The following is a 22,807-nucleotide window of genomic DNA, read 5'->3' as shown; positions in this document are numbered from 1 at the left end:
GGCTGCGGCGATGCTCCTTGCGACGGATGCCGCGGCGGCACACGGGCATGGCGCAACTGCCGTGGACCCGATGGCGCCGGTGCACGTGGTCGCCGAGCGCGCCACGTTCGAGGCCGCGCTTGGCGACTTCAGCGGCCGGCTCGTCGCGCGCCGCGATGTGCTGGGCAACGCGCTGGTGCTGGCCGAGCTGCGCGAGCACCAGATCCAGGACCTGGCCCGCCACGTGCACGAGGTCGAACGCCGCTGTGGCGGCTATTTCGCGTTCGCGACCCGCGCCGAGGCCGAGGCCTTCGTCGCCAGCCGGGCGCCAATGCAGGGCCTGCGCGGCACCGCGCTGCCGGCCTACACCATCAGCAACCAGGCGGTGGTCGGACGCTGGCTGCCGCAGGTGTCCGCGGCCAACCTCGCCGCCACCATCAGCCACCTGTCCACGGCGTGGCCAAACCGCTATTTCGCCAGCAGCCACGGGCAGGCGTCCGCGCTGTGGATCCGCGACCACTGGCTGTCGCTGGCCGCCGGCCGCAGCGATGTCAGCGCCGAGCTGTTCACCGCCTGCACCAACTGCGGTGGCCAGCCGTCGGTGATCCTGACCATCCAGGGCAGCGACCTGGCCGACGAGATCGTGGTGCTCGGCGGCCATCTCGATTCGATCTCCGGAACCGGTAGCGGCAACGCCATGGTCGCGCCCGGGGCCGATGACGACGCCTCGGGCATCGCCACGCTGACCGAGGTGCTGCGCGTGGCGATGGCGGACGGCTACCGTCCACGGCGCACGGTGAAGCTGATGGCGTACGCGGCCGAGGAAGTCGGCCTGCGCGGCTCGCGCGCGATCGCGCAGTCCTTTGCCGCCCAGGGCCGCACCGTGGTCGGCGTGCTGCAGATGGACATGACCAACTACCGCGCGCCCGGCGGCGGCAGCGACATCCGGGTGATGACCGACAATTCCAACCTGGCGCTGGTGCAGTTCCTGCGCGCGCTGTTCGACGAGTACATGGCGCCGCAGGGCTATACGCGCAGCGATTCGTCCTGCGGTTACGCCTGCTCCGACCATGCCTCGTGGACCCAGAACGGGTTTCCGGCGGCGATGTACGACGAAGGCCCGTTCTTCCCGCTCCTGCACACGCCGGGCGACACCCTGGCCAACATGGGCGGGAACGCGCAGCACGCGACGATCATCGCGCGCCTGGGCCTGGCGTTCATGGGCGAGCTGGCCAAGTCGAGCAAGAACCGGCTTGTCGTGCCGCCGCCGGCGCCGCCCGGACAGGTGCCACGCAACCGCCCGCACCCGGCGCTGCCGGATCCGCTGCCGGGCGACGGCCCGGGGCGCTCGCGGATCAGCCCGCCCTGACGCCGCGCGCCACGCCCGCGGGTTGCGCCGGCGTGGCGCTCAGGTCGCCTCGAAGCGGTTCGCGGCGACGTTCTTGCGCACCTTGAGCGGGTCCCAGATGCGGCCGTTCATCGCGATGTAGACCCCGGGCGCGAGCGACTGCACCGCGCCAACCGCCGTGCCGATGTTGAACTCGGCGTCCGAGCCGCGGAAGCGCGCCGGATTCAGCGCGCCCGTCAGCACGATCGTGCGGTCGGTGAGCGACGCCAGCGCCTGCGCGGTCTCCACCATGGTGTCGGTGCCGTGGGTGATCAGCACGTGGCGCGCCGGCTGCGCGGCGATGGTCGCGCGCACCAGTTCGCGGTCGGCGTTGTCGATGTGCAGCGAATCCTTGCGGATGATCGGAATCACGCGGAAGCGGAACGCCACGCCGAGTTCCTCGAGGATCCGGCCGATCTGCGGTTCGCCGACCTGGAAGTCCGACTTGTCGTCGAAATAGACCTTGTCGATCGTGCCGCCGGTGGTGACGACCAGGAGTTCATCCATCGCGTGTTCCTCGAATGCCGTGCGCGGTGGCGGGCGTGTCGCCGGCCGGGTGCGCATTCTAGTCCGTCGCGCCGCGCGCACCGCGACGGCCGAAGCGCGCCTGCAGGCCCGGCCAGCTCGCCGCCACGATGATGGCCAGCGCCAGTGCCACCTCGCCCAGCGCGTAGCCACGCCCGGCCGCGCGCTCCCAGCCGACCATCACGCCGTGGCAGAACCAGCCGAGGCCAAGCACGCCGGACCAGAACACCGCGACCCGGCTGCCGGCGAGCACGCCGGCCATCAGCAGCAACGGCGGCAGTGCGAACACCGCCAGCGCCTGCAGGTAGCGCGGGTCGGCGCTGAACCAGGCCGCGAACAGCGCGGCGAGCGCCGCGAGCAACGCCGCGAGCACGTACCGCGAGCCGGGTGCCGCCATCAGCCGAGCCTCGCGGCAAGCATGGCGATGCGCCGCCCGAGCGCGCGTGCCAGCCGCGCTTCCTCGTCGGTCGGCTGCGGATCGTTGTCGCCGCCGGCGACGTGGCTGGCGCCGTAGGGCGTGCCGCCGCTGCGGGTGGCCGAGAGGCCCGGTTCGGTGAATGGAATGCCGGCCAGCACGCAGCCGTGGTGCAGCAGCGGCAGCATCATGGTCAGCAGCGTCGACTCCTGGCCGCCGTGCTGGGTGGCGGTCGACGTGAACACGCCCGCCGGCTTGCCGACCAGCGTGCCGCTGGCCCATTCGCTGCCCAGCCCGTCGAGGAAATGCTTGAGCGGCGCGGCCATGTTGCCGAAGCGCGTGGGGCTGCCCAGCAGCAGGCCGCTGCATTCGTCGAGGTCGGCGCGTTCAACGTACGGAGCACCCTCTTCGGGCACCGGTGGCGCGGCCGCCTGCGTGACCGCCGCCACCGGCGGCACCGTGCGCAGCCGCGCGGCCATGCCGTCCACTTCGCCCACGCCGCGCGCGACCTGGCGCGCAAGCGCCGCGACCGAACCGCCGCGGCTGTAGTACAGGACCAGGATATCGGGCATGCGGCTTCCTCCGGGCGGCAAAGCATAGCCGCATGCGCCGGGCCCCGTGCCGCGGCGGTGGTTCGTGATCGGTTACCCTCGCCGCGATGGAGCCACTGGATTCCCTTTACCGCTGGAAGGAACGCATGCGCGACCGCGCGCGCGCGACCTCGTTCGGCCGCTTCCTGTGGCGGCGCTTCCTCGACGACCGCCTGTTCGAGGCCGCCGGCGCGCTGTCGTTCACTACCACCTTCGCGCTGGTGCCGCTGTCGATGGTGGTGTTCGGCGTGCTCTCGGCGTTCCCGGTTTTCGAGGAGTGGAGCGCGCGCCTGAGCACGTACATCTTCTCCAACTTCGTGCCGAGCTCCGCGCAGGCCATCGAGGGCTACCTGCGGTCGTTCTCGGAAAACACCGGGCAGCTGACCGCGGTCGGCGTGGTGGCGCTGGTGGTGTCGGTGCTGGTGACCCTGTTCGGCATCGAAGGCGCGTTCAACCGCATCTGGCGCGTGCACACCGCGCGGCCACGGTTCGGGCGGTTCCTGGTGTACTGGACGGTGCTGACCCTCGGCACGCTGGTCGCCGCGGCCAGCCTGTCGGTATCGGCCAGGTTCTTCGCGCTGGACGTGTTCAGCAGCATCGCCGGGCAGTGGCTGCAACACCTGATGCTGGGGGTCGCGCCGGTGCTGATCGAGCTGTTCGCCTTCGCCACCATCTACCGCGTGGTGCCGCACCGCACCGTGCAGTGGCGGCATGCATTCGCCGGCGGCGTGCTGGCGGTGGTGCTGCTGGAGATCGGCCGGCGCCTGCTCGGGCTCTACCTCGGCAGCTTCAACGCCTACCAGAACATCTACGGGCCGCTGGCGTTCGTGCCGATCTTCCTGCTGTGGCTGTATTTTGGCTGGATCTCGATCCTGCTCGGCGCATCGTTCGCCGCCTCGATCTCCGCGTTCCGCTACCAGCCGGCGCACATGCGCCTGCCGCAGGGCTACGAGCTGTACGGCATCCTGCGCCTGCTGGGCCGCTTCGCCGAGGCACGCCGCGAAGGCCGCGGCCTGCACAGCGACGACATCCTGGCCTGCGAGCCGATGCTGACCGACGCGCTGGTGCAGGAGATCCTCGGCCAGCTGCAGGACATCGACGTGGTGCGCCGCGCCGAGAGCGGCGAGTGGCTGCTGGCGCGCGACCTCGACGGCCTGTCGCTCGCCGAACTCTATGAAGCCGGCCAGCTGCGCATCCCGATCGCCGAGGCGGTGCTGCCCTGTCGCGACGACGCCCTCGGCGCGAATGCGATCGCGGCGCTGGACGAGTTGCGCCTGCCGTTGCGCGACCTGCTGCGCCGCCGCGTCGGCGACCTCCATGACCCCGCCAGGACCTGACCCATGCGTTTTCGCCCGCTGTACGTCCCCTGCCTTGCATTGACCGCGCTGCTGGCGCTTGCCGCCTGCCGGCCGGACGGCGGCGATGCGCCGGCCACCACGGGCGACACGGCGCCGGTCGCCGCGCCACCGGGCGATGCAACCGCGCCTCCCGCGGCAGTGGCGACCGACGAGGCGGGTGCCGGCGACTCCGCCGATGCCGCGTTCCCGACGCTTGAAGTGACCACGCTCGACGGTGGCCGCTACACCCTCGCCGAGCGCCGCGGCCGGTGGGTGGTGGTCAACTTCTGGGCTACGTGGTGCGCGCCGTGCATCAAGGAAATGCCCGAGCTGTCGGCACTCGACGCGATGCGCGAGCACATCGAGGTGGTGGGTCTGGCGTACGAGGACATCGCGGTCGAGGACATGCGCGTGTTCCTCGACAGGCATCCGGTGGTGTATCCGGTCGCGATCCTGGACGTCTACGACCCGCCGAAGGACTTCGCCACCCCGCGCGGGCTGCCGCTGACCTACCTGATCGCGCCGGACGGCCGGGTCGCGGAAAAATTCCTCGGCCCGGTCACCGCGGCGGAACTCGAGGCGGCGATCACCGCGGCTGGCGGGCCGGGCACACCGGCCGCACCGGCCGCACCGGCCGCCTGACGCGCGGCGGCTTCAGCCGTCCCAGGGCGGGATGGGCTTGAGCTTGCCGAAGCGTTCCTTCTTCGGCTTGCCGTCGAGTGGCGGGAACTCCGGCGCCGTGCGCGGCACGTGCACGTCCGGCAGGCGGTCGAGCAGGTGGCGGATGAGCGTCAGCCGGCCGCGTTTCTGGTCGTCGAAGTCGACCAGCGTCCACGGCGCGTTCTTCGTATGCGTGGCCTCGAGCATGGTTTCGCGGGCACGGGTGTAATCGGCATAGCGGGTGCGCGCCTCGACGTCGATCGGCGACAGCTTCCAGGACTTCAACGGATCGGCCAGGCGTTCGGCGAAGCGCGCCTCCTGCTGTTCCTGGTCGCAGCACAGCCAGTACTTGAAGAGCAGGATGCCGTCGTCGGTAAGCAGCTTTTCGAATGTGGGCGCCTGGCGCAGGAAGGCGGCGACCTGGTGGTCCGTGGCGAAGCCCATCACCTGTTCGACGCCGGCGCGGTTGTACCAGCTGCGGTCGAACAGCACGATCTCGCCGGCCGTGGGCAGATGGCGCACGTAGCGCTGGAAATACCACTCGCCCAGTTCGCGCTCACTCGGCCTGGGCAGGGCGGCCACGCGGTACTGGCGGGTGTCGAGGTGCTCGGTGATGGCCTTGATCGCGCCGCCCTTGCCGGCGGTGTCGCGCCCTTCCATCAGTACGGCGATGCGCTGCCCGGTGTGGCGCGCCCAGCGGGCCATCGCCACCAGTTCGTGCTGCAGCGGTTCCAGCAGCGACTCGTACTGCTTGCGCTTGAGTTCTTTCACGTGCCGCTCCGGTGCGGTGGTGGTGGGCCTGCGCCCCGCGTCATTCCTTCAGGCGTGGCCTCAGGGTGGCCAGGTTGCAGGGGCGGGTGCGTGAATCCAGTTGCGCGCGGATGATCCGTTCCCACGCGGTGCGGCAGGCCGAGGTCGAGCCCGGCACGCAGAACAGGAAGGTACCGTTGGCCAGGCCCGCGAAGGCCCGCGACTGCAACGAGGACGTGCCGATCTCCTCGACGCTGATCGCGCGGAACAGCTCGCCGAAGCCCGCCATCTCCTTGTCCAGCAGCGGCAGCAGCGCTTCCGGCGTGGCGTCGCGCCCGGTGAAGCCGGTGCCGCCGGTGACCAGGATGCCGTCGACCGCGGGGTCGGCGATCCACTGCGAGACCAGCGCGCGCAGGCGGTAGCGGTCGTCGGGCAGCAGGCCGCGCGCCGCCAGGCGGTGCCCGGCCTTCTCGAGCGCGGCGACGAGGTAATCGCCGGAACTGTCCTCGGCCGCCGTCCGCGAATCGGACACCGTGAGGACACACAGGTGCAGCTGGATGGATGCATCGGACTGGGTCATGCGGCGAGCCTACCGTGCCTGGAGCGTCGCCGGAGGCAGTCCGCGGCGCTGGCGGTCGGCCATGGCCTGCGCCATGGCGGCGAAGTCACGCGCGAACGCCGCCATGTCGAACAGTCCCGACGCCTGCCGCAGGCCGTGCAGCCGTGCGCGCAGCGCCTGCAGGCGCGCGCGATCGCTGCCGAGCGCGGTGGCCAGCGCGACGAAGGCCGCGTCGTCGGCGGCATTGAGTTCGCCCAGCCCGAGGTGGTGGTTGAGGCTGCCGGCGACGCGCGCGGCGAAGGTGTGACCCGGCCGGGTGAGCACCGGGCAACCGGCCCACAGCGCGTCCGAGGCCGTGGTGTGGGCGCCGTAGGGGTTGCTGTCGAGGAACAGGTCGGCGAGCTGCAGCCGCGCGAGATAGATGGCCTGCGGCTGCTTGGCCATGAACACCAGCCGCGCCGGGTCCACGCCGGCAGCCTGCGCGGCGGCGCGCAGGCGCCCGTCGCCGCGGCCGGGCGCCGACAGCAGCCAGAGCACGCTGCCGGGGACGTTGCGCAACACCGCCATCGCGCGCGCGAAGCTGGACGGATTGAGCTTGTAGCTGTTGTTGAAGGAGCAGAACACCACGCCGTCGGCCGGCAGGCCGCACTCCGCGCGCGACGGCGGCGGGGCCGGCGCGCGTCGGGTGTCGGACGGCTGGAAGCAGCGCGGCAGCCGCGCGACCGCCTCGGAGAAGCCCGCCTCCAGCGCCGGCGGCAGCACGAAGCCGTCGGCGAGCACGTAGTCGATCCACGGCGCGCCCGAGCTGCCCGGATAGGCGAGCCAGTTGACCTGCAGCGGCGCCGGGCGCATCGCCAGCACGGCCGGCGTGCCGCCGCCGCCCCAGCCGCGCAGGTCGTGCAGCACGTCGATGCCGACGCCCCGGATGCGCATCGCGATCTCCGCATGGGGCAGGGCGGCAACGTCATGCAGGGTGGTCGCGGCCTCGAGCCGTTGGCGCACCGCGCTGCCGTCATCGGGGTTGAGCGCGAACAGGTGCGCCTCGACGCCCACCTCCGCGCGCAGCGCTTCGAGGAAGGCCACGGTCAGCAGTCCCGTGGGATGCGCGCCGAATCCGTTGGACAGGAAGCCGATCCGCAGCGGGCCATCGCCGGCGATCGCGCGCGGCGGCAGCGGGCGCACGCTGCGGGCCACCTGCGCCGCGCTCAGCCGCGCACAGCGCAGCTGCTCGAGCGCGTCAGCGTCCTCGCTCAGGAAGGCGAACGGTTCGACCGCCGCTTCGCTGCGCGTCACCGCCGATCGCACCTGCGCCGACAGCGCGTCCAGCCCGCGCCAGTCGCACAGGCGACGGCGCAGGGCCAGCAGGTGGGCCGCGATCTGCGCCGCGCCCGGCACCAGCACATGCGCGCGCGCATAGGCGTCGGCCGCGGCTTCCGCCTCGCCCACGTCCTCCAGCGCGTGTCCGTGCCACAGCGCGATGCCGGGGTGCCCCGGTGCCGCGCGGGCGGCCTGCCCGAGGCTGTCGGCGGCCTCGCGGCGGCGGCCGAGCAGCCACTGCGCGCGGCCCAGCCGCGCCAGGGCTTCCGGGTGCCCGGGCGCCAGGGCGAGGGCGCGTTGCGCGGCTGCCTCGCCGGCCACGCCGTCGCCGGCATCGAGCTCCGCATCCGACAGCAGGATCCAGGCCATGGCGTCGCGTGGGGCCAGCGTCGTGGCGCGGCGCGCTTCGCCGCGGGGGTCACCTGCTGCGCTCACGCGCCGGATCCGCCTGTCACGCCGAGTGCTCCGTCAGGCGTGCCAGTTCGTCGGCCTGGTGTTCCTGCAGCAGGCGGTCGACCAGCGGGTCGAGCGCGCCTTCCATCACCGCTGGCAGGTCATACAGGGTCAGGCCGTCGACGCGATGGTCGGTGATGCGGCCCTGCGGGAAGTTGTAGGTGCGGATGCGCTGGCTGCGGTCGCCACTGCCCACCTGCAGCTTGCGCGACTGGGCGGTGGCGGCGGCGCGGCGCGCGGCTTCGGCATCGGCCAGCATCGCCTTCAGCCGCTTCATGGCCTTGTCGCGGTTGGCGTGCTGCGAGCGTTCGGTCTGCGACTCCACCACCACGCCGGAAGGCAGGTGGGTGATGCGGATCGCCGAGTCGGTCTTGTTGACGTGCTGGCCGCCGGCGCCGGAGGAGCGGAAGGTGTCCACGCGGAGGTCGGCGGGGTTGATCTCGATCGGCTCGCTTTCGTCCTCCACCGGGATGATCGCGACGGTCGCCGCCGAGGTGTGGATGCGACCCTGCGACTCTGTTTCGGGCACGCGCTGCACGCGGTGTGTGCCGGACTCGAACTTCAGGCGCGCGTAGGCGCCGGCGCCCTCGATGCGCGCCACCACTTCGCGGAAGCCGCCGTGCTCGCCGGCGTTGGCGGATTCAACTTCGACCCGCCAGCCTTGGCGCTCGGCGTAGCGGCTGTACAGGCGGAACAGGTCGCCGGCGAAGATCGCCGCCTCGTCGCCGCCGGTGCCGGCGCGGACCTCCAGGTAGATGCCGCCGTCGTCGCGCGCGTCGCGCGGCACCAGCAGCGCCATCAGCGCCGCGTCCAGTTCGGCGAGGCGCGCGCTGGCGGCGGTGACTTCCTCGTCGGCCATCTCGCGCAGCTCGGGGTCGTCGCGCAGCGCCTGTGCGGCGGCGAGGTCGGCGCGGGCGCGGGCTTCATCGGCAAGCGCGCTGGACAGCGGCGCCAGGCTCGCGAACTCGCGCGACCACGCGCGGTAGCGCGCCTGGTCGCTGGCGGCGGCCGGATCGGACAGCAGGCGTTCGAGTTCGTCGCGACGCTCGGCCAGCGCCTCGAGCTTACGGCGCAGGGATGGGAGCATCGTCGTCGTCATGTGCGCGGGCGCTGCCGGGGACGGGCAGCGCGCCGTCGCCGGCGGGATGGTCAGGCAGCATGCGTTCCACCGCGCGCAGCAGCACGTCGTCGCCGCTGGCGGCCGCTTCGCGCAGCGCGGCCGTGGGTGCATGCAGCAGGCGGTTGGTCAGCGCATGGGCCAGGAATTCGAGCGTGGCCTCGGGCGACTGGCCGGCCGCGAGCTGCTGCCGCGCCCTGGCCAGCGCTTCGCTGCGCGCCGCTTCGCCATGCGCGCGCAGGCGCCGCAGCGGCGCGCTGCGCGCGTTGGTGGCCAGCAGTTCGGCATAACGCGACACCTGCAGGTCGATGATCGACTCGGCGGCATCGGCGGCCTCGCGGCGGCTGCGCCGGTTGTCCTCGACCGCGCGCTCCAGGTCGTCCACGGTGTACAGGTAGGTGTCGCGGAGCTCGGCGACGGACGGCTCGATGTCGCGCGGCACGGCAAGGTCGACCAGCAGCATCGGCCGGTTCCTGCGCGCAGCCAGGGCCGCTGCGACATGCTCGCGGCGGATCACCGGGGTGCGGCTGGCGGTGGCCGAGAACACGATGTCGGCGAGGAACAGGTGGCGGTCGAGTTCGTCCAGCGGCAGGGCCACGCCGCCGTGGCGCGCGGCCAGCTCCTCGGCGTGGCGGAAGGTGCGGTTGGCGACCAGCAGCTGCTTCACGTTGGCCTGGGCGAGGTGGCGCGCCGCCAGTTCGATGGTTTCGCCGGCGCCGACCAGCAGCACCACGGAATCCTCCGGCCGCGCGAAGCTCTCCTGGGCCAGGCGCACCGCCATCGAGGCCATCGACACCGGGCTGTTGCCGATGCGGGTCTCGGTGCGCGCGCGCTTGGCGGTCACGAACGCGTGCTGGAACAGGCGGTCGAGGTGGCCGCCGAGCGTGCCGGCGCTGCGCGCGCTGGACCAGGCCTGCTTCACCTGGCCGAGGATCTGCGGCTCGCCGAGCACCATCGAGTCCAGGCCGGTGGCGACGCGGAACAGGTGGCGCGCCGCGGCGTCGCCAGCGTGGTGGTACAGGTAGGCGTGCAGGCCGGCGGCATCGCCCATGGCGTCGTCGGGGTGGTTGGCCAGCCAGTTCACCAGCGCGCGGCCTTCGTCATCGGTCACCGCGTAAAGCTCGGTGCGGTTGCAGGTGGAGAGCAGCGCCACCTCCTTCACGGCCGGCAGCCTGCGCAGTTCCGCCAGCGCGCCGTCCAGCCGATCGCCGGCAAAGGCCACCCGTTCGCGCAGCTGGAGCGGCGCGGTCTGGTGGTTGAGACCGACGGCAATCAGCCTCATCGGTTCATGTGCTTGCGATAAGCTGCTGGCATGACAGGTCGCTATTTTACGTCGCCGGCAGCCTCCGCGTCCGACAACGGCGTTCGCCACCTCGCGCGCGGTCGCCCGCGGCGGTCCGGCACGCTGCTCGCGGCCGTGCTGTTGCTGGCCGGCGCCATGGCCGCGCAGGCGCGCGACACCACGGCGCGCGATCCGCTCGAGGCGGTGCTGGCGGCGGAATTCGCCGTTTCGGCCGGGCGCCTGGATGAAGGCACGGCCTGGTACCTGGAGGCGGCTCGCGCGCTGCCCGACGATGCCGAACTCGCCGCGCGCGCCACCCGCTACGCGTTGATGGGGCGCGACAACGCCGCGCTGGCCGATGCGCTGGGCCTGTGGCGCCAGCGCGCCCCGGAATCGGCGGGCATGAAGGGCGCCGCCGCCACCCTGGCGTTGCGCACCGGCAAGAGCCGGGCCGCCCGCCGCGAGCTCGAGTCGCTGCTGCGCGAGGATGGCCGCGAAGGCCTGCTCACCGCGATGTCGGTGCTGGGCACCGGCAGCAGTGACCAGGCCCTGTCGGCCGAGGTGCTCGGCGAGCTGTTCGATCGCGGCGCGATCCCGCGTGAGTCGCTGGCCCTCGCCGGTGCCGGCGAACTGGCGCTCGGGCTGGGCGACCAGGCCCTGTTCGAGCGCATCGACGGTGTCGCGCGCGTCGCGTTCCCCGACGACCCGCTCACCGCCCTGGTCCGCAGCCGCCACCTGCACCAGACCGGCCGCAGCGTGGAGGCGAAGGCGGTGCTCGACGAGATCGCGGCGCAGCCCGGTGTCACCGCGCACCCGCGCATGCGCGAGAACATCGCCCTGGCCTATGCCGAAGTGGGTGCGCCCGCCGACGGTGCGCGGTTGCTGGAAAGCGGGCCACCGGAACTGCGCTGGCTCGCGCTGCGTGCGTCCCTGCTGGCGCAGGCCGAGGACAAGGACGGGCTGGGCCGGCTGTATGACGTCCTCAAGGCCGACGCCGAGGCCCCGAACCCGCCGCGACGCCTGCTGCTTGGCCAACTGGCCGAATACCTGGAGCTTCCGGCCGAGGCGCTCGACTGGTACCGCAGCGTGCCCGGCGGCGAGCAGCGCTGGCTGGCGCAGTTGCGGATCCCGAAGGTGCTCCACGACCTGGGCAAGGCCGACGAGGCCTACGCCGAGCTCTCGCGCCTGCAGCAGGATGGCGTCGCCGATGCCGACTACCGCCGCGATGCCTACGTGATGGAGGCCGAGCTGCGCCGCGAGGATGGCGGCGGGGATGCCGAACTCGACGCCTATGCCCGGGGGCTGGCGGCATTCGTCGACGATGCCGCGCTGCTCTACGCGCGCGCGCTGATGTGGGAGCGGCGCGACGATATCGCCCGCGCCGAGGCCGACCTGCGCCGCATCCTGCTGGCCGATCCGGACAGCACGGCCGCGCTCAACGCCCTGGGCTACACGCTTGCCGACCGCACCGCGCGCTACGACGAGGCGCTGGAGCTGATCGAGCGCGCGCGCGTCGCCGAGCCGGGCAATGCCGCCATCATCGACAGCTACGGCTGGGTGCTCTACCGGCTTGGCCGCAACGAGGAGGCGGTGGTCGAGCTGCGCCGCGCCTACGTGCTGGAAAAGGACGCCGAGATCGCCGCGCACCTCGGCGAAGTGCTGTGGGTCCTGGGCCGCCGTGACGAGGCGCGCCGCTACCTGGAGGAGGCGCGCGCCATCGATCCGGACAACCGCGCCCTCAAGCGGGCGCTGGAGAAGACCGCGTCATGAGTCCGGCGAGGGTGCTGCTGGTGCTGGCCGCCATGGCCTTGCTGGGCGCGTGCGCGACGCGCGGGCCGGCGTCCGCGCCCCTCCCGGTGCTGGCCCCGGCTGCCGTTGCGGCGGCCATGGACGGGCAGGTGGCCCGCGAGGCGCGACTGGCCGGCACTCCGGCCTGGACCCTGAGCGGCCGCGCCGCCATCACCCGCGATGGCAAGGGAGGCAACGGCCGCATCGACTGGCAGCAGGATGGTGCCGGTTACCGCGTCGAGCTGTCTGCCCCGGTCACCCGCCAAGGCTGGCGGCTGTCATCCAGCGGGTCCGGCGCGCGCCTGGAGGGGCTGGACGGCGGCCCGCGCGAGGGGCCGGATGGCAGCCAGCTGCTGTACGAAGCCACCGGGCTCGAGGTGCCGATGGCCGCCCTTGGTGCCTGGCTGCGCGGTGCCCGCGCCGACGAGGCCCGCCACGGGCCGGCCACGCTCGCCTTCGGTGCCGACCTGCTTCCCGCGCGGCTGCAGCAGGACGGCTGGGTCATCGAATTCCGCGCCTGGCACGAGGGCGACACCATCACGCCGCCGCTGCCGCGGCGCATCGAGGCGCGCCGCGGTGGTGCCGACGTGCGGCTGGTCATCGACCAGTGGGGCGGGATCGCACCGTGACCGCCGCGTACGGCTGGTCGGCGTGGCCGGCGCCGGCCAAGCTGAACCTGTTCCTGCGCATCACCGGGCGCCGCACCGACGGTTACCACGAGTTGCAGACCGTGTTCCGCCTGCTGGACTGGGGCGACACCGTCCACCTGCGGCCCCGCGCCGACGGCCGGATCGTCCGCTGCGGAATGGATCTGGCTGCGGTCCCCGAATCCGCGGACCTCAGCCTGCGCGCCGCAGAACTTCTGCAAAAGTCGGCGAAATGCGAGCTTGGAGCAGATATCCGCGTCGAAAAACACATTCCGGCTGGCGGTGGCTTCGGCGGCGGGTCATCCGACGCGGCGACCGTGCTGGTCGCCCTGGACCGGCTCTGGGGGCTTGGCCTCGGCCGCGACGCGCTGGCGGCACTCGGGGTTGGCATGGGTGCCGACGTGCCCGTGTTCGTGCACGGCGCGAACGCCTGGGCGGAAGGCGTCGGCGAACGCCTCGTGCCGCTGGCGCTGCCGCCGGCCTGGTACCTGCTGGTCGACCCCGGCGTGCACGTGGCCACCGCCGCGCTGTTCCAGGCCCCTGAATTGACGAGGGATGCCCGCGCCGCGACAATGGCCGACTTCGCTTCAAGTGTTCCGCTCGGCAATGCGTTCGAGCCGGTGCTGCGTCGCCTCGAACCGGCCGTTGAAGCCGCGTTCCAGGCGCTTTCGCGCGTCGGCACGCCACGGCTTACCGGGACGGGCAGCGGCTGTTTCGTCGAGTTCGCCGAGCGCGCACTCGCCGAGGCTGCGCTCGCCGGATTGCCGCCATGCCTCAAGGCCTGGGTGGTTCCCGGCGCCGCGCGGTCGCCGCTGCTGGATGCACTTGCGGCGTGGCCTCTGCAGGGGCGTCGCCAAGAGGCCCAAGGCACCAGGTTTTGATCCTGGCATTCGTAGGTTCGAATCCTACCGCCCCTGCCATTCCCCAGTCGAAACCAGCGTGCAGCGGAGACGTCCCGTGAAAAAGGAAGATGGCAACCTGCTGATCTTCTCAGGCAATGCCAACCGCCCGCTCGCCCAGGCCGTGTGCCGCGAGCTCGGGGTGCGTCCGGGCAAGGCCCTGGTGTCGACCTTCTCGGATGGCGAGGTGCAGGTCGAGATCGAGGAAAACGTGCGCCGCCAGGACGTGTTCGTGGTGCAGTCCACCTGCGCCCCGACCGCCGAGCACTTCATGGAGCTGATGGCGCTGATCGACGCGCTCAAGCGCGCATCCACCGCCAGCATCACCGCCGTGGTGCCGTACTTCGGCTACGCGCGCCAGGACCGCCGCATGCGCTCCTCGCGGGTGCCGATCACCGCCAAGCTCGCCGCCAAGATGTTCACCGTGGCGGGTGCCGACGGCCTGCTCACGATCGACCTGCACGCCGACCAGATCCAGGGCTTCTTCGACATCCCGGTCGACAACGTCTATGCCTCGCCGCTGCTGCTGGCCGACATCTGGCGCGCGCACGGCACCGACAACATGGTGGTGGTCAGCCCCGACGTCGGCGGCGTGGTGCGTGCCCGCGCGCTGGCCAAGCGCCTCGATGACGCGGATCTCGCGATCATCGACAAGCGCCGTCCGAAGGCCAACGTCGCCACGGTGATGAACATCATCGGCGACGTGCAGGGCAAGACCTGCGTGCTGGTGGACGACATCGTCGACACCGCGGGCACCCTGTGCGCCGCCGCCGCCGCGCTGAAGGCGCAGGGCGCCACCAAGGTGGTCGCGTACTGCACGCATCCGGTGCTCTCGGGGGCGGCGATCGACAACCTGAACCGGTCCCAGCTCGACGAGCTGGTGGTCACTGATACCATTCCGCTTTCCGATGCCGCCCGCGGCTGTGGGCGCATCCGCCAGCTCAGCGTGGCCGAGCTGCTGGCCGAGACCATCCGCCGCATCGCCTTCGGCGAGTCGGTGAGTTCCCTCTACGTGGACTGAGGCGGCACTGCCGCCCCGGCCCCGGTCGTGTTCCAACCGGCTCCCCTGGTCGCGGGGGAGTCAACATTTCCGCCGCGAGGCGGGCCAACCATGCAAACGAGTAGACATCCAATGACACAGCACACGATTTCGGCAACCGGCCGCAAGGACGAGGGGAAGGGTGCGAGCCGCCGCCTGCGTCGCGCGGGCAGCCTGCCGGCCATCATCTACGGCGGCGATGCCGCCCCGCGGAGCATCCAGCTCCAGCAGGAAAAGACCTGGGTTGCCAGCCAGCACGACTGGTTCTACTCGTCGATCCTCGACCTCGAGGTCGACGGCAAGGTCGAGCGCGTGCTGTTGCGTGACATGCAGCGCCACCCGTTCAAGCAGCAGATCATGCACATCGACTTCCAGCGCGTGAACGAGAACGAGGCGATCCGCTTCAACGTGCCGCTGCACCTGATCAACGCCGACACCTCGGTGGCCGGCAAGACCGCGGGCGTGGTGCTGACCCAGGAACTCAACGAGATCGAAGTCAGCTGCCTGCCGGGCAAGCTCCCCGAGTTCATCGAGGTCGACCTGGCCAGCATGGAGGTCGGCGACACCGTGCACCTGTCGGACGTCACGTTCCCCGAGGGCGTCACGCCCGCGCAGAAGATCGACGAAGGCCATAACCCGGCCGTCGCCGTCGCACGCCACGTCCGCGAGGAAGTGGAAGCCGACGTCGAGCCGACCGCCGAGGTTCCCGCCGCCAAGCAGGAACTGCCGGGCAAGGAAGGCTGACCCCGCTCCACCGGCGCAGCCCTTGCGGGTGCGCCGGTGGGCGGCCCCGCGATGGACGGGCTTCGACTCATCGTCGGGCTGGGCAACCCCGGCCCGGAGCATGCGCGGGACCGGCACAATGCCGGGTTCCGTCTTGTCGACCGGCTCGCCGGGCGGGCCGGCGAGCGCTTCAGGGTCGACGGCAAGCTCTTTGGCGAGACCGCCAGGGTGCAGGTCGGCGGCCGCGACGTGTGGCTGCTGAAGCCCGCCACCTTCATGAACCTGAGTGGCAAGTCGGTACTGGCCGCGCTGCAGTTCTGGAAGATCGAGCCGGAGCAGGCGCTGCTGGCGCACGATGAGCTGGACCTGCCGCCGGGCACCGCGCGGCTGAAGTTCGATGGCGGCCACGGCGGCCAGAACGGGCTGCGCGACACCATGCGCCTGCTCGGGCACGGACGGTTCCACCGCCTGCGCATCGGCATCGGCCACCCCGGCCACAAGGACCGCGTGACCGGCTGGGTCCTGGGCCGCGCCACCGCGGTCGACGATATCCTCATCGAACGCGCGCTCGACGACGCCATCGACGTGCTGCCGCTGGCGGTCGCCGGCGATGTCAACGAAGCCATGAAGCGGCTGCATACCGCGGCGCCGGCAGGCGCGGACGGCTGACGGCCGGCCACAAGGCGCATTGCCGAGACGCGATGCGGGAGCCGCCGGGCCATCCGACGGCTCCCGCCTCCCGTTTCACGAGTCCCGGACCCATGGGCATCAAATGCGGCATCGTCGGCCTGCCCAACGTCGGCAAGTCGACCCTGTTCAATGCGCTGACCAAGGCGGGTATCGCCGCGGCCAATTTTCCGTTCTGCACCATCGAGCCCAACGTCGGCGTGGTGCCGGTGCCGGATCCGCGCCTGAATGCGTTGTCGGAGATCGTCAAGCCGCAGAAGTGCATTCCGACCGCGGTCGAGTTCGTCGACATCGCGGGCCTGGTGGCGGGCGCGGCCAGCGGCGAGGGCCTGGGCAACAAGTTCCTGGCGCACATCCGCGAGGTCGACGCGATCTGCCACGTGGTGCGCTGCTTCGAGAACACGGACGTCATCCACGTCAACAACAAGGTGGACCCGATCGCCGACATCGAGACCATCGACACCGAGCTGGCGCTGGCCGACCTGGAATCGGTGGAAAAGGCCCTGCAGCGGGCCGAGCGCTCGGCCAAGACCGGTGACAAGGACGCCAAGGTGCGCGTCGAGGTGCTGGCGCGGGTGCGCGAGGCGCTCGACAGCGGCAAGCCGGCACGCGCGCTGGACCTGTCCGAGGATGACCACGCTGCCGTACGCGATCTGTTCCTGCTGACGCTCAAGCCGGTGATGTACGTGGCCAACGTGCTCGAGGACGGCTTTACCGACAACCACCACCTGGATGCGGTGCGCGCGCGCGCGGCCGGGGAGGGTGCCGAGGTGGTGCCGGTCTCGGCGGCGATCGAGGAGGAGCTGTCGCAGCTCGAGGACGAGGACCGCGATGCGTTCCTCACCGACCTGGGGCTCGAGGAGCCGGGCCTGAACCGCGTGATCCGCGCGGCGTACACGCTGCTGGGCCTGCAGACCTACTTCACCGCGGGCGTCAAGGAAGTGCGCGCCTGGACCGTGAAGGGTGGCTCGACTGCCCCGCAGGCCGCCGCGGTCATCCACACCGATTTCGAGAAGGGGTTCATCCGCGCCGAGACCATCGGCTACGACGACTTCATCAAGTACAAGGGCGAAGCCGGGGCCCGCGAGGCCGGCCGCCTGCGCCTGGAAGGCAAGGAATACCGCGTCCGCGAAGGCGACGTGCTGCATTTCCGCTTCAACGTCTGACCGCGAAAGGCGGCTTCGGCTATTCTTGTTGCGGGAAAACGCGCACAGGCGTTGACAGCAGGAGTGGGGGGCGTCAAAATCGCGGGCTGTTTTCACCGGTTCATTACTTGCCGGAGGGATACCCAAGCGGCCAACGGGGGCAGACTGTAAATCTGCTGGCTTACGCCTTCGGTGGTTCGAATCCACCTCCCTCCACCAAGTGCGGTTCCCGGCGCGGGAGTAGTTCAACGGTAGAACCTCAGCCTTCCAAGCTGATGGTGCGGGTTCGATTCCCGTCTCCCGCTCCATCGCGGGCCTGCCATTGCACTCCAGGCGCCAGGACACAATTTACGCTCACGTAGCTCAGTCGGTAGAGCACCTCCTTGGTAAGGAGGAGGTCGATGGTTCGATTCCATTCGTGAGCACCATGTTCAAGGCCGCGGCCACCGCGCGGCACTCCATCCAACAGTTCAGCGAGATACGCAATCATGGCCAAGGGTAAGTTCGAGCGCACCAAGCCCCACGTGAACGTGGGCACGATCGGTCACGTCGACCACGGCAAGACGACGCTGACGGCGGCGCTGACGAAGATCGGTGCGGAACGCTTCGGCGGCGAATTCCACGCCTACGACGCGATCGACAAGGCGCCGGAAGAGAAGGCGCGCGGCATCACCATTTCGACCTCGCACGTCGAGTACGAATCGCCGAACCGCCACTACGCGCACGTCGATTGCCCGGGTCACGCCGACTACGTCAAGAACATGATCACCGGTGCCGCGCAGATGGACGGCGCGATCCTGGTGTGTTCGGCCGCCGACGGCCCGATGCCGCAGACGCGCGAGCACATCCTGCTGGCGCGCCAGGTGGGCGTGCCGTACATCGTGGTGTTCCTGAACAAGGCCGACATGGTCGACGACGCCGAGCTGATGGAGCTCGTCGAGATGGAAGTGCGCGAGCTGCTGTCGAAGTACGACTTCCCCGGCGACGACACCCCGATCATCCAGGGTTCGGCGCTGAAGGCGCTGGAAGGCGACCAGTCGGACATCGGCGTGCCGGCGATCGTGAAGCTGGTCGAGGCGCTGGACACCTGGATCCCGGAGCCCGAGCGCGACGTGGACAAGCCGTTCCTGATGCCGGTCGAGGACGTGTTCTCGATCTCGGGCCGCGGCACGGTGGTGACCGGCCGCATCGAGCGCGGCATCATCAAGGTGGGCGAGGAAATCGAGATCGTCGGCATCCGTCCGACCGTCAAGACCACCGTCACCGGCGTCGAGATGTTCCGCAAGCTGCTCGACCAGGGCCAGGCGGGCGACAACGCGGGCCTCTTGCTGCGCGGCACCAAGCGTGACGACGTGGAGCGCGGCCAGGTGCTGTGCAAGCCGGGTTCGATCAAGCCGCACACCGAGTTCGAGGCCGAGGTGTACGTGCTGTCCAAGGACGAGGGTGGCCGTCATACGCCGTTCTTCAAGGGCTACCGCCCGCAGTTCTACTTCCGCACCACCGACATCACCGGCGCCTGCGAGCTGCCGGAGGGTGTCGAGATGGTGATGCCGGGCGACAACGTGAAGATGGTGGTCACGCTGATCAACCCGGTGGCGATGGACGACGGCCTGCGCTTCGCGATCCGCGAAGGTGGCCGTACGGTCGGCGCCGGCGTGGTCGCCAAGATCATCAAGTAGTCGTATCCCGGCGGCCAAGGCCGCCGTGGTACGTGCCGGGGCGAGTCGGTAACGGCTCGCCGTTGGCGTCTCAGGAAGGCCAATTTTTCGATTTACACGCCAGTAGCTCAATTGGCAGAGCAGCGGTCTCCAAAACCGCAGGTTGGGGGTTCGAGTCCCTCCTGGCGTGCCATGCCGCAACGAGGGCAGTAACGACTTGAACAGCAGGGTCGATCATTCGCGGAACCAGTCTTCGGCTGGCGATGTGGCCAAGTACGTCATAGCTGGACTGCTGGTTGTCGCCGGTCTGGTGGCGTTCTATTGGTTCGATGGGCAGTGGCCCACGCCGCTGCGCGTGCTGGCGGTTGTCGCTGGCGTCGCCTCCGGCCTGGTGGTGTTCCTGACCAGCGCCAAGGGCCTGCAGTTGCGGGAGTTCCTGTCCGAGGCCCGCTTCGAGCTGCGCAAGGTGGTCTGGCCGACGCGCCAGGAGGCCATGCGCATGACGTGGGTGGTCATGCTGGTGGTGGTCATCATCAGCCTGCTGCTCGCCGGCTTCGACCTGGTCATCCAGTGGGTGATCCGCCTGCTGCTCGGCAATTGATAAAGGCTGTCTAAGTCATATGGAAACCGAAGTCATCAAGCGCTGGTACGTGGTCCACGCCTATTCCGGCTTCGAGAAGGCGGTGGCCCAGGCGCTGCGCGACCGCATTGCCCGCCTTGAGATGGAAGACAAGTTCGGCGACGTGATGGTGCCCACCGAGGAAGTGATCGAGATGCGCGCCGGGCAGAAGCGCCGCTCCGAGCGCAAGTTCTTCCCGGGTTACGTGCTGGTGCAGATCGCCACCCACGACGAGGGCGGCATCCCGCGCATCGACAGCGAGAGCTGGCACCTGGTGAAGGAAACGCCCAAGGTCATGGGTTTCATCGGCGGAACCGCCGCCAACCCGCTGCCGATCCGCGACGACGAGGCCGATGCCATCCTCGCCCGCGTCCAGGAAGGCGTGGAGAAGCCGCGCCCGAAGGTGCTGTTCGAGGCCGGCCAGATGGTCCGCGTCACCGACGGCCCGTTCAACGACTTCAATGGCGTGGTCGAGGAAGTCAATTACGAGAAGAGCCGCCTGCGCGTGGCGGTGCTGATCTTCGGCCGGTCCACCCCGGTGGAGCTCGAGTTCGGGCAGGTCGAAAAGGCCTGATCGCCGGCCCTGTGCCGGCGCCCCGGAAGCTGCTATAGTACGCGGCTTCCTGCCCGCCACTGGCGGGCAAACGCACTGGCCGCCGGATGGGCGGCCTTTCGCGCACCAGACAACGCGATGCCGGGACGCGTGCGTATTCCCGGCCCGATGGGGAGCCTGAACGGCGTTCGCACCCGGAGAGCAACATGGCAAAGAAAGTAGTCGGTTACATCAAACTGCAGGTCAAGGCAGGCCAGGCGAATCCGTCGCCGCCCGTCGGCCCGGCCCTGGGCCAGCGCGGCCTGAACATCATGGAATTCTGCAAGGCGTTCAATGCCGCCACGCAGAAGCTCGAGCCGGGTCTCCCGACTCCCGTGATCATCACCGCGTACTCGGATCGCACGTTCACCTTCATCACCAAGAGCACCCCGGCTGCCGTGCTGCTCAAGAAGGCGGCGGGCGTGACCTCGGGTTCCAAGCGCCCGAACACCGAGAAGGTGGGCAAGGTGACCCGCGCGCAGATCGAAGAGATCGCCAAGGCGAAGGAAGCCGACCTGACGGCGGCCGATCTGGAAGCTGCAGTACGCACCATCACGGGCTCCGCCCGTTCGATGGGCTTGTCGGTGGAGGGCTGAGACCATGGCAGAGACCAAGCGACAGAAGGCGGCCAAGGCGGCAGTCGTCCCGGGCAAGATCTACCCGATCGATGAAGCGCTGAAGATCGTCAAGGACAACAGCAAGTCCAAGTTCGTCGAGGCCGTGGACGTTGCCGTCCGCCTCGGCGTGGACGCGCGCAAGTCGGACCAGCAGGTGCGCGGTTCCACCGTGCTGCCGGGCGGTACCGGCAAGAGCGTGCGCGTGGCGGTGTTTGCCCCGGCGGGCGCCAAGGCCGAAGAAGCCCTGGCCGCCGGTGCGGACGCGGTTGGCATGGACGACCTGGCCGAGAAGATGCAGGCGGGCGACCTCAGCTATGACGTCGTCATCGCCACCCCGGATGCGATGCGCGTGGTCGGCAAGCTCGGCACGCTGCTCGGTCCGCGTGGCCTGATGCCCAACCCCAAGGTCGGCACGGTGTCCCCGAATCCGGGCGAAGCCGTGAAGAACGCCAAGGGCGGCCAGGTGCGCTACCGCACCGACAAGGCCGGCATCATCCACTGCACCATCGGCAAGGCCGATTTCGACGCGGACCGCCTGAAGGAAAACCTGCAGGCGCTGCTGGCCGACCTGGTGAAGGCCAAGCCGGCCACCGCCAAGGGCCAGTACCTGCAGAAGATTTCGGTGAGCTCCACCATGGGCCCGGGCGTCGCGGTCGACGCGTCGTCGCTCTCGCTCAAGTAATCAGCAAGTTTTGAGGGCGTCGCCCAGGGCCCAGGCCCGGGGCGGAGCCGTCAAAGACCGCAGGCGCGGCCTGCGCGGCAATGACGACGGGCATGGATGCTCGAACTGGCATGGAATCGCCGTCGTTGCCCGCACAGGGCGCTTAATCCTCGAACCGCGCGAGCGGGGACGGGCCTGCGCAGATGGTTGCCGACCCTCCTCAAGATCAATGCTTCACGATCTGCTGGAAAACGGCCACCACCGGAACGCCGCTCGCGGCGTTCCCGGCGCCAAGGGACTGGCGTCGCCCCAGTACCGTCCCGGCGAGGATTCGCCAGGACGGAATTCGATGTACGGAGGAGTGCAATGGCTCTCAATCTGAACCAGAAGAAGGAAGTCGTTGCCGAACTGGCCGAGGTCGCCTCCAAGGCGCACTCGCTGGTTGCCGCGGAGTACGCGGGTCTGACGGTCGAGCAATTGACCAACATGCGGAAGAAAGCGCGCCTGGAAGGCGTGTTCTTGAAAGTTGCCAAGAACACGCTGGTCTCGCGCGCGGTGGAGGATACCGATTACGCCGTCGTCAAGGACGAGCTGACCGGTCCGCTGCTGTTTGCCTTCTCGCAGGAAGACCCCGGCGCCGCAGGACGCCTGATCAAGGAGTTCGCCAAGGCGAACGACAAGCTGAAGCCGCGCCTGGTGGCGATGGGCGGACAGATGTACCCGGGGTCCCACGTGGACGTCCTGGCTGCACTGCCCACCCGCGACCAGGCCCTGTCGATGCTGCTCAGCGTCATGGTCCAGCCCGCCACCATGCTGGTGCGCGTACTGGCCGAGCCGGCCACGCAGGTTGCCCGCGCCACGAGCGCGGTCGGCCAGCAAAAGGCGGCTTGAGGCACCCAATCGTTCGGTCACGACAACTGACCCCAGACGTTTTCCAACTTAGATAACAGAGGTATAGAGATGTCCCTTTCCAACGAGCAGATCATCGAAGCGATCAGCAGCAAGACCCTCATCGAGGTGATGGAGCTGGTCAAGGCGATGGAAGAGAAGTTCGGCGTGTCCGCCGCCGCCCCGGTGGCGGCTGCCGCCGGTCCGGCCGCCGCCGCCGCCCCGGTCGAAGAGCAGACCGAGTTCACCGTGACCCTCAAGTCGCCCGGCGAGAAGAAGGTCGAAGTGATCAAGGTGGTCCGCGCGATCACCGGCCTCGGCCTGAAGGAAGCGAAGGACCTGACCGAAGCCGGTGGCGTGGTCAAGGACAGCGCTTCGAAGGACGAAGCCGCGAAGATCAAGAAGGACCTGGAAACGGCCGGCGCCACGGTCGAAGTCAAGTAAGCGTTGTTGCGTCGCCTGCGTGATGGGCG

25 protein-coding genes and 5 tRNA genes are annotated in these 22,807 nt (G+C 70.1%); 22 read left to right on the top strand and 8 right to left on the bottom strand.

What is annotated here, in order from left to right:
• The first annotated feature begins 10 nt into the window (after positions 1-10).
• A complete protein-coding gene (locus IDM46_RS10025; RefSeq protein WP_185115601.1) occupies positions 11-1,348 on the top strand; it encodes a M20/M25/M40 family metallo-hydrolase in 1,338 nt (445 codons plus the stop codon).
• Positions 1,349-1,387: 39 nt separating this feature from the next.
• Here the strand turns inward: IDM46_RS10025 and IDM46_RS10020 are convergent, their stop codons facing one another.
• Genes IDM46_RS10020 through wrbA form a run of 3 tightly spaced genes read right to left on the bottom strand, consistent with a single transcriptional unit; the run spans position 1,388 to position 2,878 of the window.
• Positions 1,388-1,873 carry an asparaginase domain-containing protein gene (locus IDM46_RS10020; RefSeq protein WP_182825186.1) on the bottom strand — a complete coding sequence of 162 codons (486 nt, stop codon included), beginning with the start codon at positions 1,871-1,873 and terminating at the stop codon, positions 1,388-1,390.
• Between the two features lie 58 nt (positions 1,874-1,931).
• Positions 1,932-2,288 carry a DUF2069 domain-containing protein gene (locus IDM46_RS10015; RefSeq protein WP_182825188.1) on the bottom strand — a complete coding sequence of 119 codons (357 nt, stop codon included), beginning with the start codon at positions 2,286-2,288 and terminating at the stop codon, positions 1,932-1,934.
• On the bottom strand, positions 2,288-2,878 hold the full coding sequence (wrbA, locus tag IDM46_RS10010; protein WP_182825190.1) for an NAD(P)H:quinone oxidoreductase: 591 nt from the start codon (positions 2,876-2,878) through the stop codon (positions 2,288-2,290). Before wrbA ends, IDM46_RS10015 begins: the two co-directional genes overlap by 1 nt.
• A gap of 86 nt (positions 2,879-2,964) precedes the next feature.
• Here wrbA and IDM46_RS10005 point away from each other — a divergent pair, with 86 nt between their 5' ends.
• Positions 2,965-4,233, top strand: a complete 1,269-nt coding sequence (locus IDM46_RS10005; protein WP_182825193.1) for a YihY family inner membrane protein — start codon at positions 2,965-2,967, stop codon at positions 4,231-4,233.
• Positions 4,234-4,236: 3 nt separating this feature from the next.
• Entirely contained in the window at positions 4,237-4,875 is a 639-nt protein-coding gene (locus IDM46_RS10000) for a TlpA disulfide reductase family protein (protein WP_185115600.1), read from the top strand.
• A 12-nt stretch (positions 4,876-4,887) separates the two neighbouring features.
• Here the strand turns inward: IDM46_RS10000 and ppk2 are convergent, their stop codons facing one another.
• The 5 genes from ppk2 to hemA are packed head-to-tail and all read right to left on the bottom strand — an operon-like array spanning position 4,888 to position 10,371.
• Entirely contained in the window at positions 4,888-5,664 is a 777-nt protein-coding gene (gene ppk2, locus IDM46_RS09995; protein ID WP_185115599.1) for a polyphosphate kinase 2, read from the bottom strand.
• Positions 5,665-5,704: 40 nt separating this feature from the next.
• Positions 5,705-6,223 carry a molybdenum cofactor biosynthesis protein B gene (gene moaB / locus IDM46_RS09990; protein WP_182825199.1) on the bottom strand — a complete coding sequence of 173 codons (519 nt, stop codon included), beginning with the start codon at positions 6,221-6,223 and terminating at the stop codon, positions 5,705-5,707.
• Between the two features lie 9 nt (positions 6,224-6,232).
• The gene (locus IDM46_RS09985; RefSeq protein WP_223877954.1) at positions 6,233-7,954 is read right to left on the bottom strand and encodes a UDP-N-acetylglucosamine-peptide N-acetylglucosaminyltransferase; all 1,722 of its coding nucleotides are present in this window, start codon (positions 7,952-7,954) and stop codon (positions 6,233-6,235) included.
• A gap of 16 nt (positions 7,955-7,970) precedes the next feature.
• Positions 7,971-9,059 carry a peptide chain release factor 1 gene (gene prfA, locus IDM46_RS09980; RefSeq protein WP_185115598.1) on the bottom strand — a complete coding sequence of 363 codons (1,089 nt, stop codon included), beginning with the start codon at positions 9,057-9,059 and terminating at the stop codon, positions 7,971-7,973.
• Entirely contained in the window at positions 9,037-10,371 is a 1,335-nt protein-coding gene (hemA, locus tag IDM46_RS09975) for a glutamyl-tRNA reductase (RefSeq protein ID WP_182825203.1), read from the bottom strand. Before hemA ends, prfA begins: the two co-directional genes overlap by 23 nt.
• 156 nt (positions 10,372-10,527) lie before the next feature.
• Between hemA and IDM46_RS09970 the strand changes: the two genes are divergently transcribed.
• The 19 genes from IDM46_RS09970 (at position 10,528) to rplL (ending at position 22,778) form a co-directional block, all read left to right on the top strand.
• On the top strand, positions 10,528-12,141 hold the full coding sequence (locus tag IDM46_RS09970) for a tetratricopeptide repeat protein (protein ID WP_185116071.1): 1,614 nt from the start codon (positions 10,528-10,530) through the stop codon (positions 12,139-12,141).
• Positions 12,138-12,788 carry a lipoprotein insertase outer membrane protein LolB gene (lolB, locus tag IDM46_RS09965; protein WP_182825206.1) on the top strand — a complete coding sequence of 217 codons (651 nt, stop codon included), beginning with the start codon at positions 12,138-12,140 and terminating at the stop codon, positions 12,786-12,788. Before IDM46_RS09970 ends, lolB begins: the two co-directional genes overlap by 4 nt.
• On the top strand, positions 12,785-13,687 hold the full coding sequence (gene ispE / locus IDM46_RS09960; RefSeq protein ID WP_223877952.1) for a 4-(cytidine 5'-diphospho)-2-C-methyl-D-erythritol kinase: 903 nt from the start codon (positions 12,785-12,787) through the stop codon (positions 13,685-13,687). Before lolB ends, ispE begins: the two co-directional genes overlap by 4 nt.
• A tRNA-Gln gene (locus IDM46_RS09955) sits at positions 13,650-13,726 on the top strand. Before ispE ends, IDM46_RS09955 begins: the two co-directional genes overlap by 38 nt.
• Positions 13,727-13,763: 37 nt before the next feature.
• Positions 13,764-14,726: a ribose-phosphate diphosphokinase gene (locus IDM46_RS09950; protein WP_182825210.1), complete on the top strand. Its 963-nt coding sequence runs from the start codon at positions 13,764-13,766 to the stop codon at positions 14,724-14,726.
• 111 nt (positions 14,727-14,837) lie between these two features.
• Entirely contained in the window at positions 14,838-15,488 is a 651-nt protein-coding gene (locus IDM46_RS09945) for a 50S ribosomal protein L25/general stress protein Ctc (protein WP_182825212.1), read from the top strand.
• A 51-nt stretch (positions 15,489-15,539) separates the two neighbouring features.
• On the top strand, positions 15,540-16,136 hold the full coding sequence (gene pth / locus IDM46_RS09940; RefSeq protein ID WP_182825214.1) for an aminoacyl-tRNA hydrolase: 597 nt from the start codon (positions 15,540-15,542) through the stop codon (positions 16,134-16,136).
• 92 nt (positions 16,137-16,228) lie between these two features.
• Positions 16,229-17,320 carry a redox-regulated ATPase YchF gene (gene ychF, locus IDM46_RS09935; RefSeq protein ID WP_182825216.1) on the top strand — a complete coding sequence of 364 codons (1,092 nt, stop codon included), beginning with the start codon at positions 16,229-16,231 and terminating at the stop codon, positions 17,318-17,320.
• A 112-nt stretch (positions 17,321-17,432) separates the two neighbouring features.
• Positions 17,433-17,518 (top strand) — tRNA-Tyr (locus IDM46_RS09930).
• A gap of 15 nt (positions 17,519-17,533) precedes the next feature.
• A tRNA-Gly gene (locus tag IDM46_RS09925) sits at positions 17,534-17,607 on the top strand.
• Positions 17,608-17,651: 44 nt separating this feature from the next.
• A tRNA-Thr gene (locus IDM46_RS09920) sits at positions 17,652-17,727 on the top strand.
• Between the two features lie 60 nt (positions 17,728-17,787).
• Positions 17,788-18,978, top strand: a complete 1,191-nt coding sequence (gene tuf / locus IDM46_RS09915) for an elongation factor Tu (protein ID WP_182825364.1) — start codon at positions 17,788-17,790, stop codon at positions 18,976-18,978.
• Between the two features lie 96 nt (positions 18,979-19,074).
• Positions 19,075-19,150: transfer RNA gene (locus tag IDM46_RS09910), tRNA-Trp, on the top strand.
• Positions 19,151-19,174: 24 nt separating this feature from the next.
• Complete coding sequence (gene secE, locus IDM46_RS09905) at positions 19,175-19,558, top strand: preprotein translocase subunit SecE (protein WP_182825344.1); 384 nt, start codon at positions 19,175-19,177, stop codon at positions 19,556-19,558.
• Positions 19,559-19,592: 34 nt separating this feature from the next.
• On the top strand, positions 19,593-20,150 hold the full coding sequence (gene nusG / locus IDM46_RS09900) for a transcription termination/antitermination protein NusG (RefSeq protein WP_185116121.1): 558 nt from the start codon (positions 19,593-19,595) through the stop codon (positions 20,148-20,150).
• 185 nt (positions 20,151-20,335) lie between these two features.
• Positions 20,336-20,764 carry a 50S ribosomal protein L11 gene (gene rplK, locus IDM46_RS09895; RefSeq protein ID WP_182825346.1) on the top strand — a complete coding sequence of 143 codons (429 nt, stop codon included), beginning with the start codon at positions 20,336-20,338 and terminating at the stop codon, positions 20,762-20,764.
• Between the two features lie 4 nt (positions 20,765-20,768).
• Entirely contained in the window at positions 20,769-21,467 is a 699-nt protein-coding gene (gene rplA / locus IDM46_RS09890; RefSeq protein WP_182825348.1) for a 50S ribosomal protein L1, read from the top strand.
• A gap of 345 nt (positions 21,468-21,812) precedes the next feature.
• Positions 21,813-22,337 (top strand): 50S ribosomal protein L10, encoded by a 525-nt coding sequence (gene rplJ, locus IDM46_RS09885; RefSeq protein WP_182825350.1) that lies wholly within the window; start codon positions 21,813-21,815, stop codon positions 22,335-22,337.
• Positions 22,338-22,406: 69 nt separating this feature from the next.
• Positions 22,407-22,778 carry a 50S ribosomal protein L7/L12 gene (rplL, locus tag IDM46_RS09880; protein WP_182825352.1) on the top strand — a complete coding sequence of 124 codons (372 nt, stop codon included), beginning with the start codon at positions 22,407-22,409 and terminating at the stop codon, positions 22,776-22,778.
• The last annotated feature ends 29 nt before the right edge of the window (positions 22,779-22,807 follow it).

It is taken from the genome of Luteimonas sp. MC1825 (genome assembly GCF_014764385.1).
Lineage (GTDB): Bacteria > Pseudomonadota > Gammaproteobacteria > Xanthomonadales > Xanthomonadaceae > Luteimonas.
This window is presented reverse-complemented; position numbering and strand designations above follow the sequence as displayed.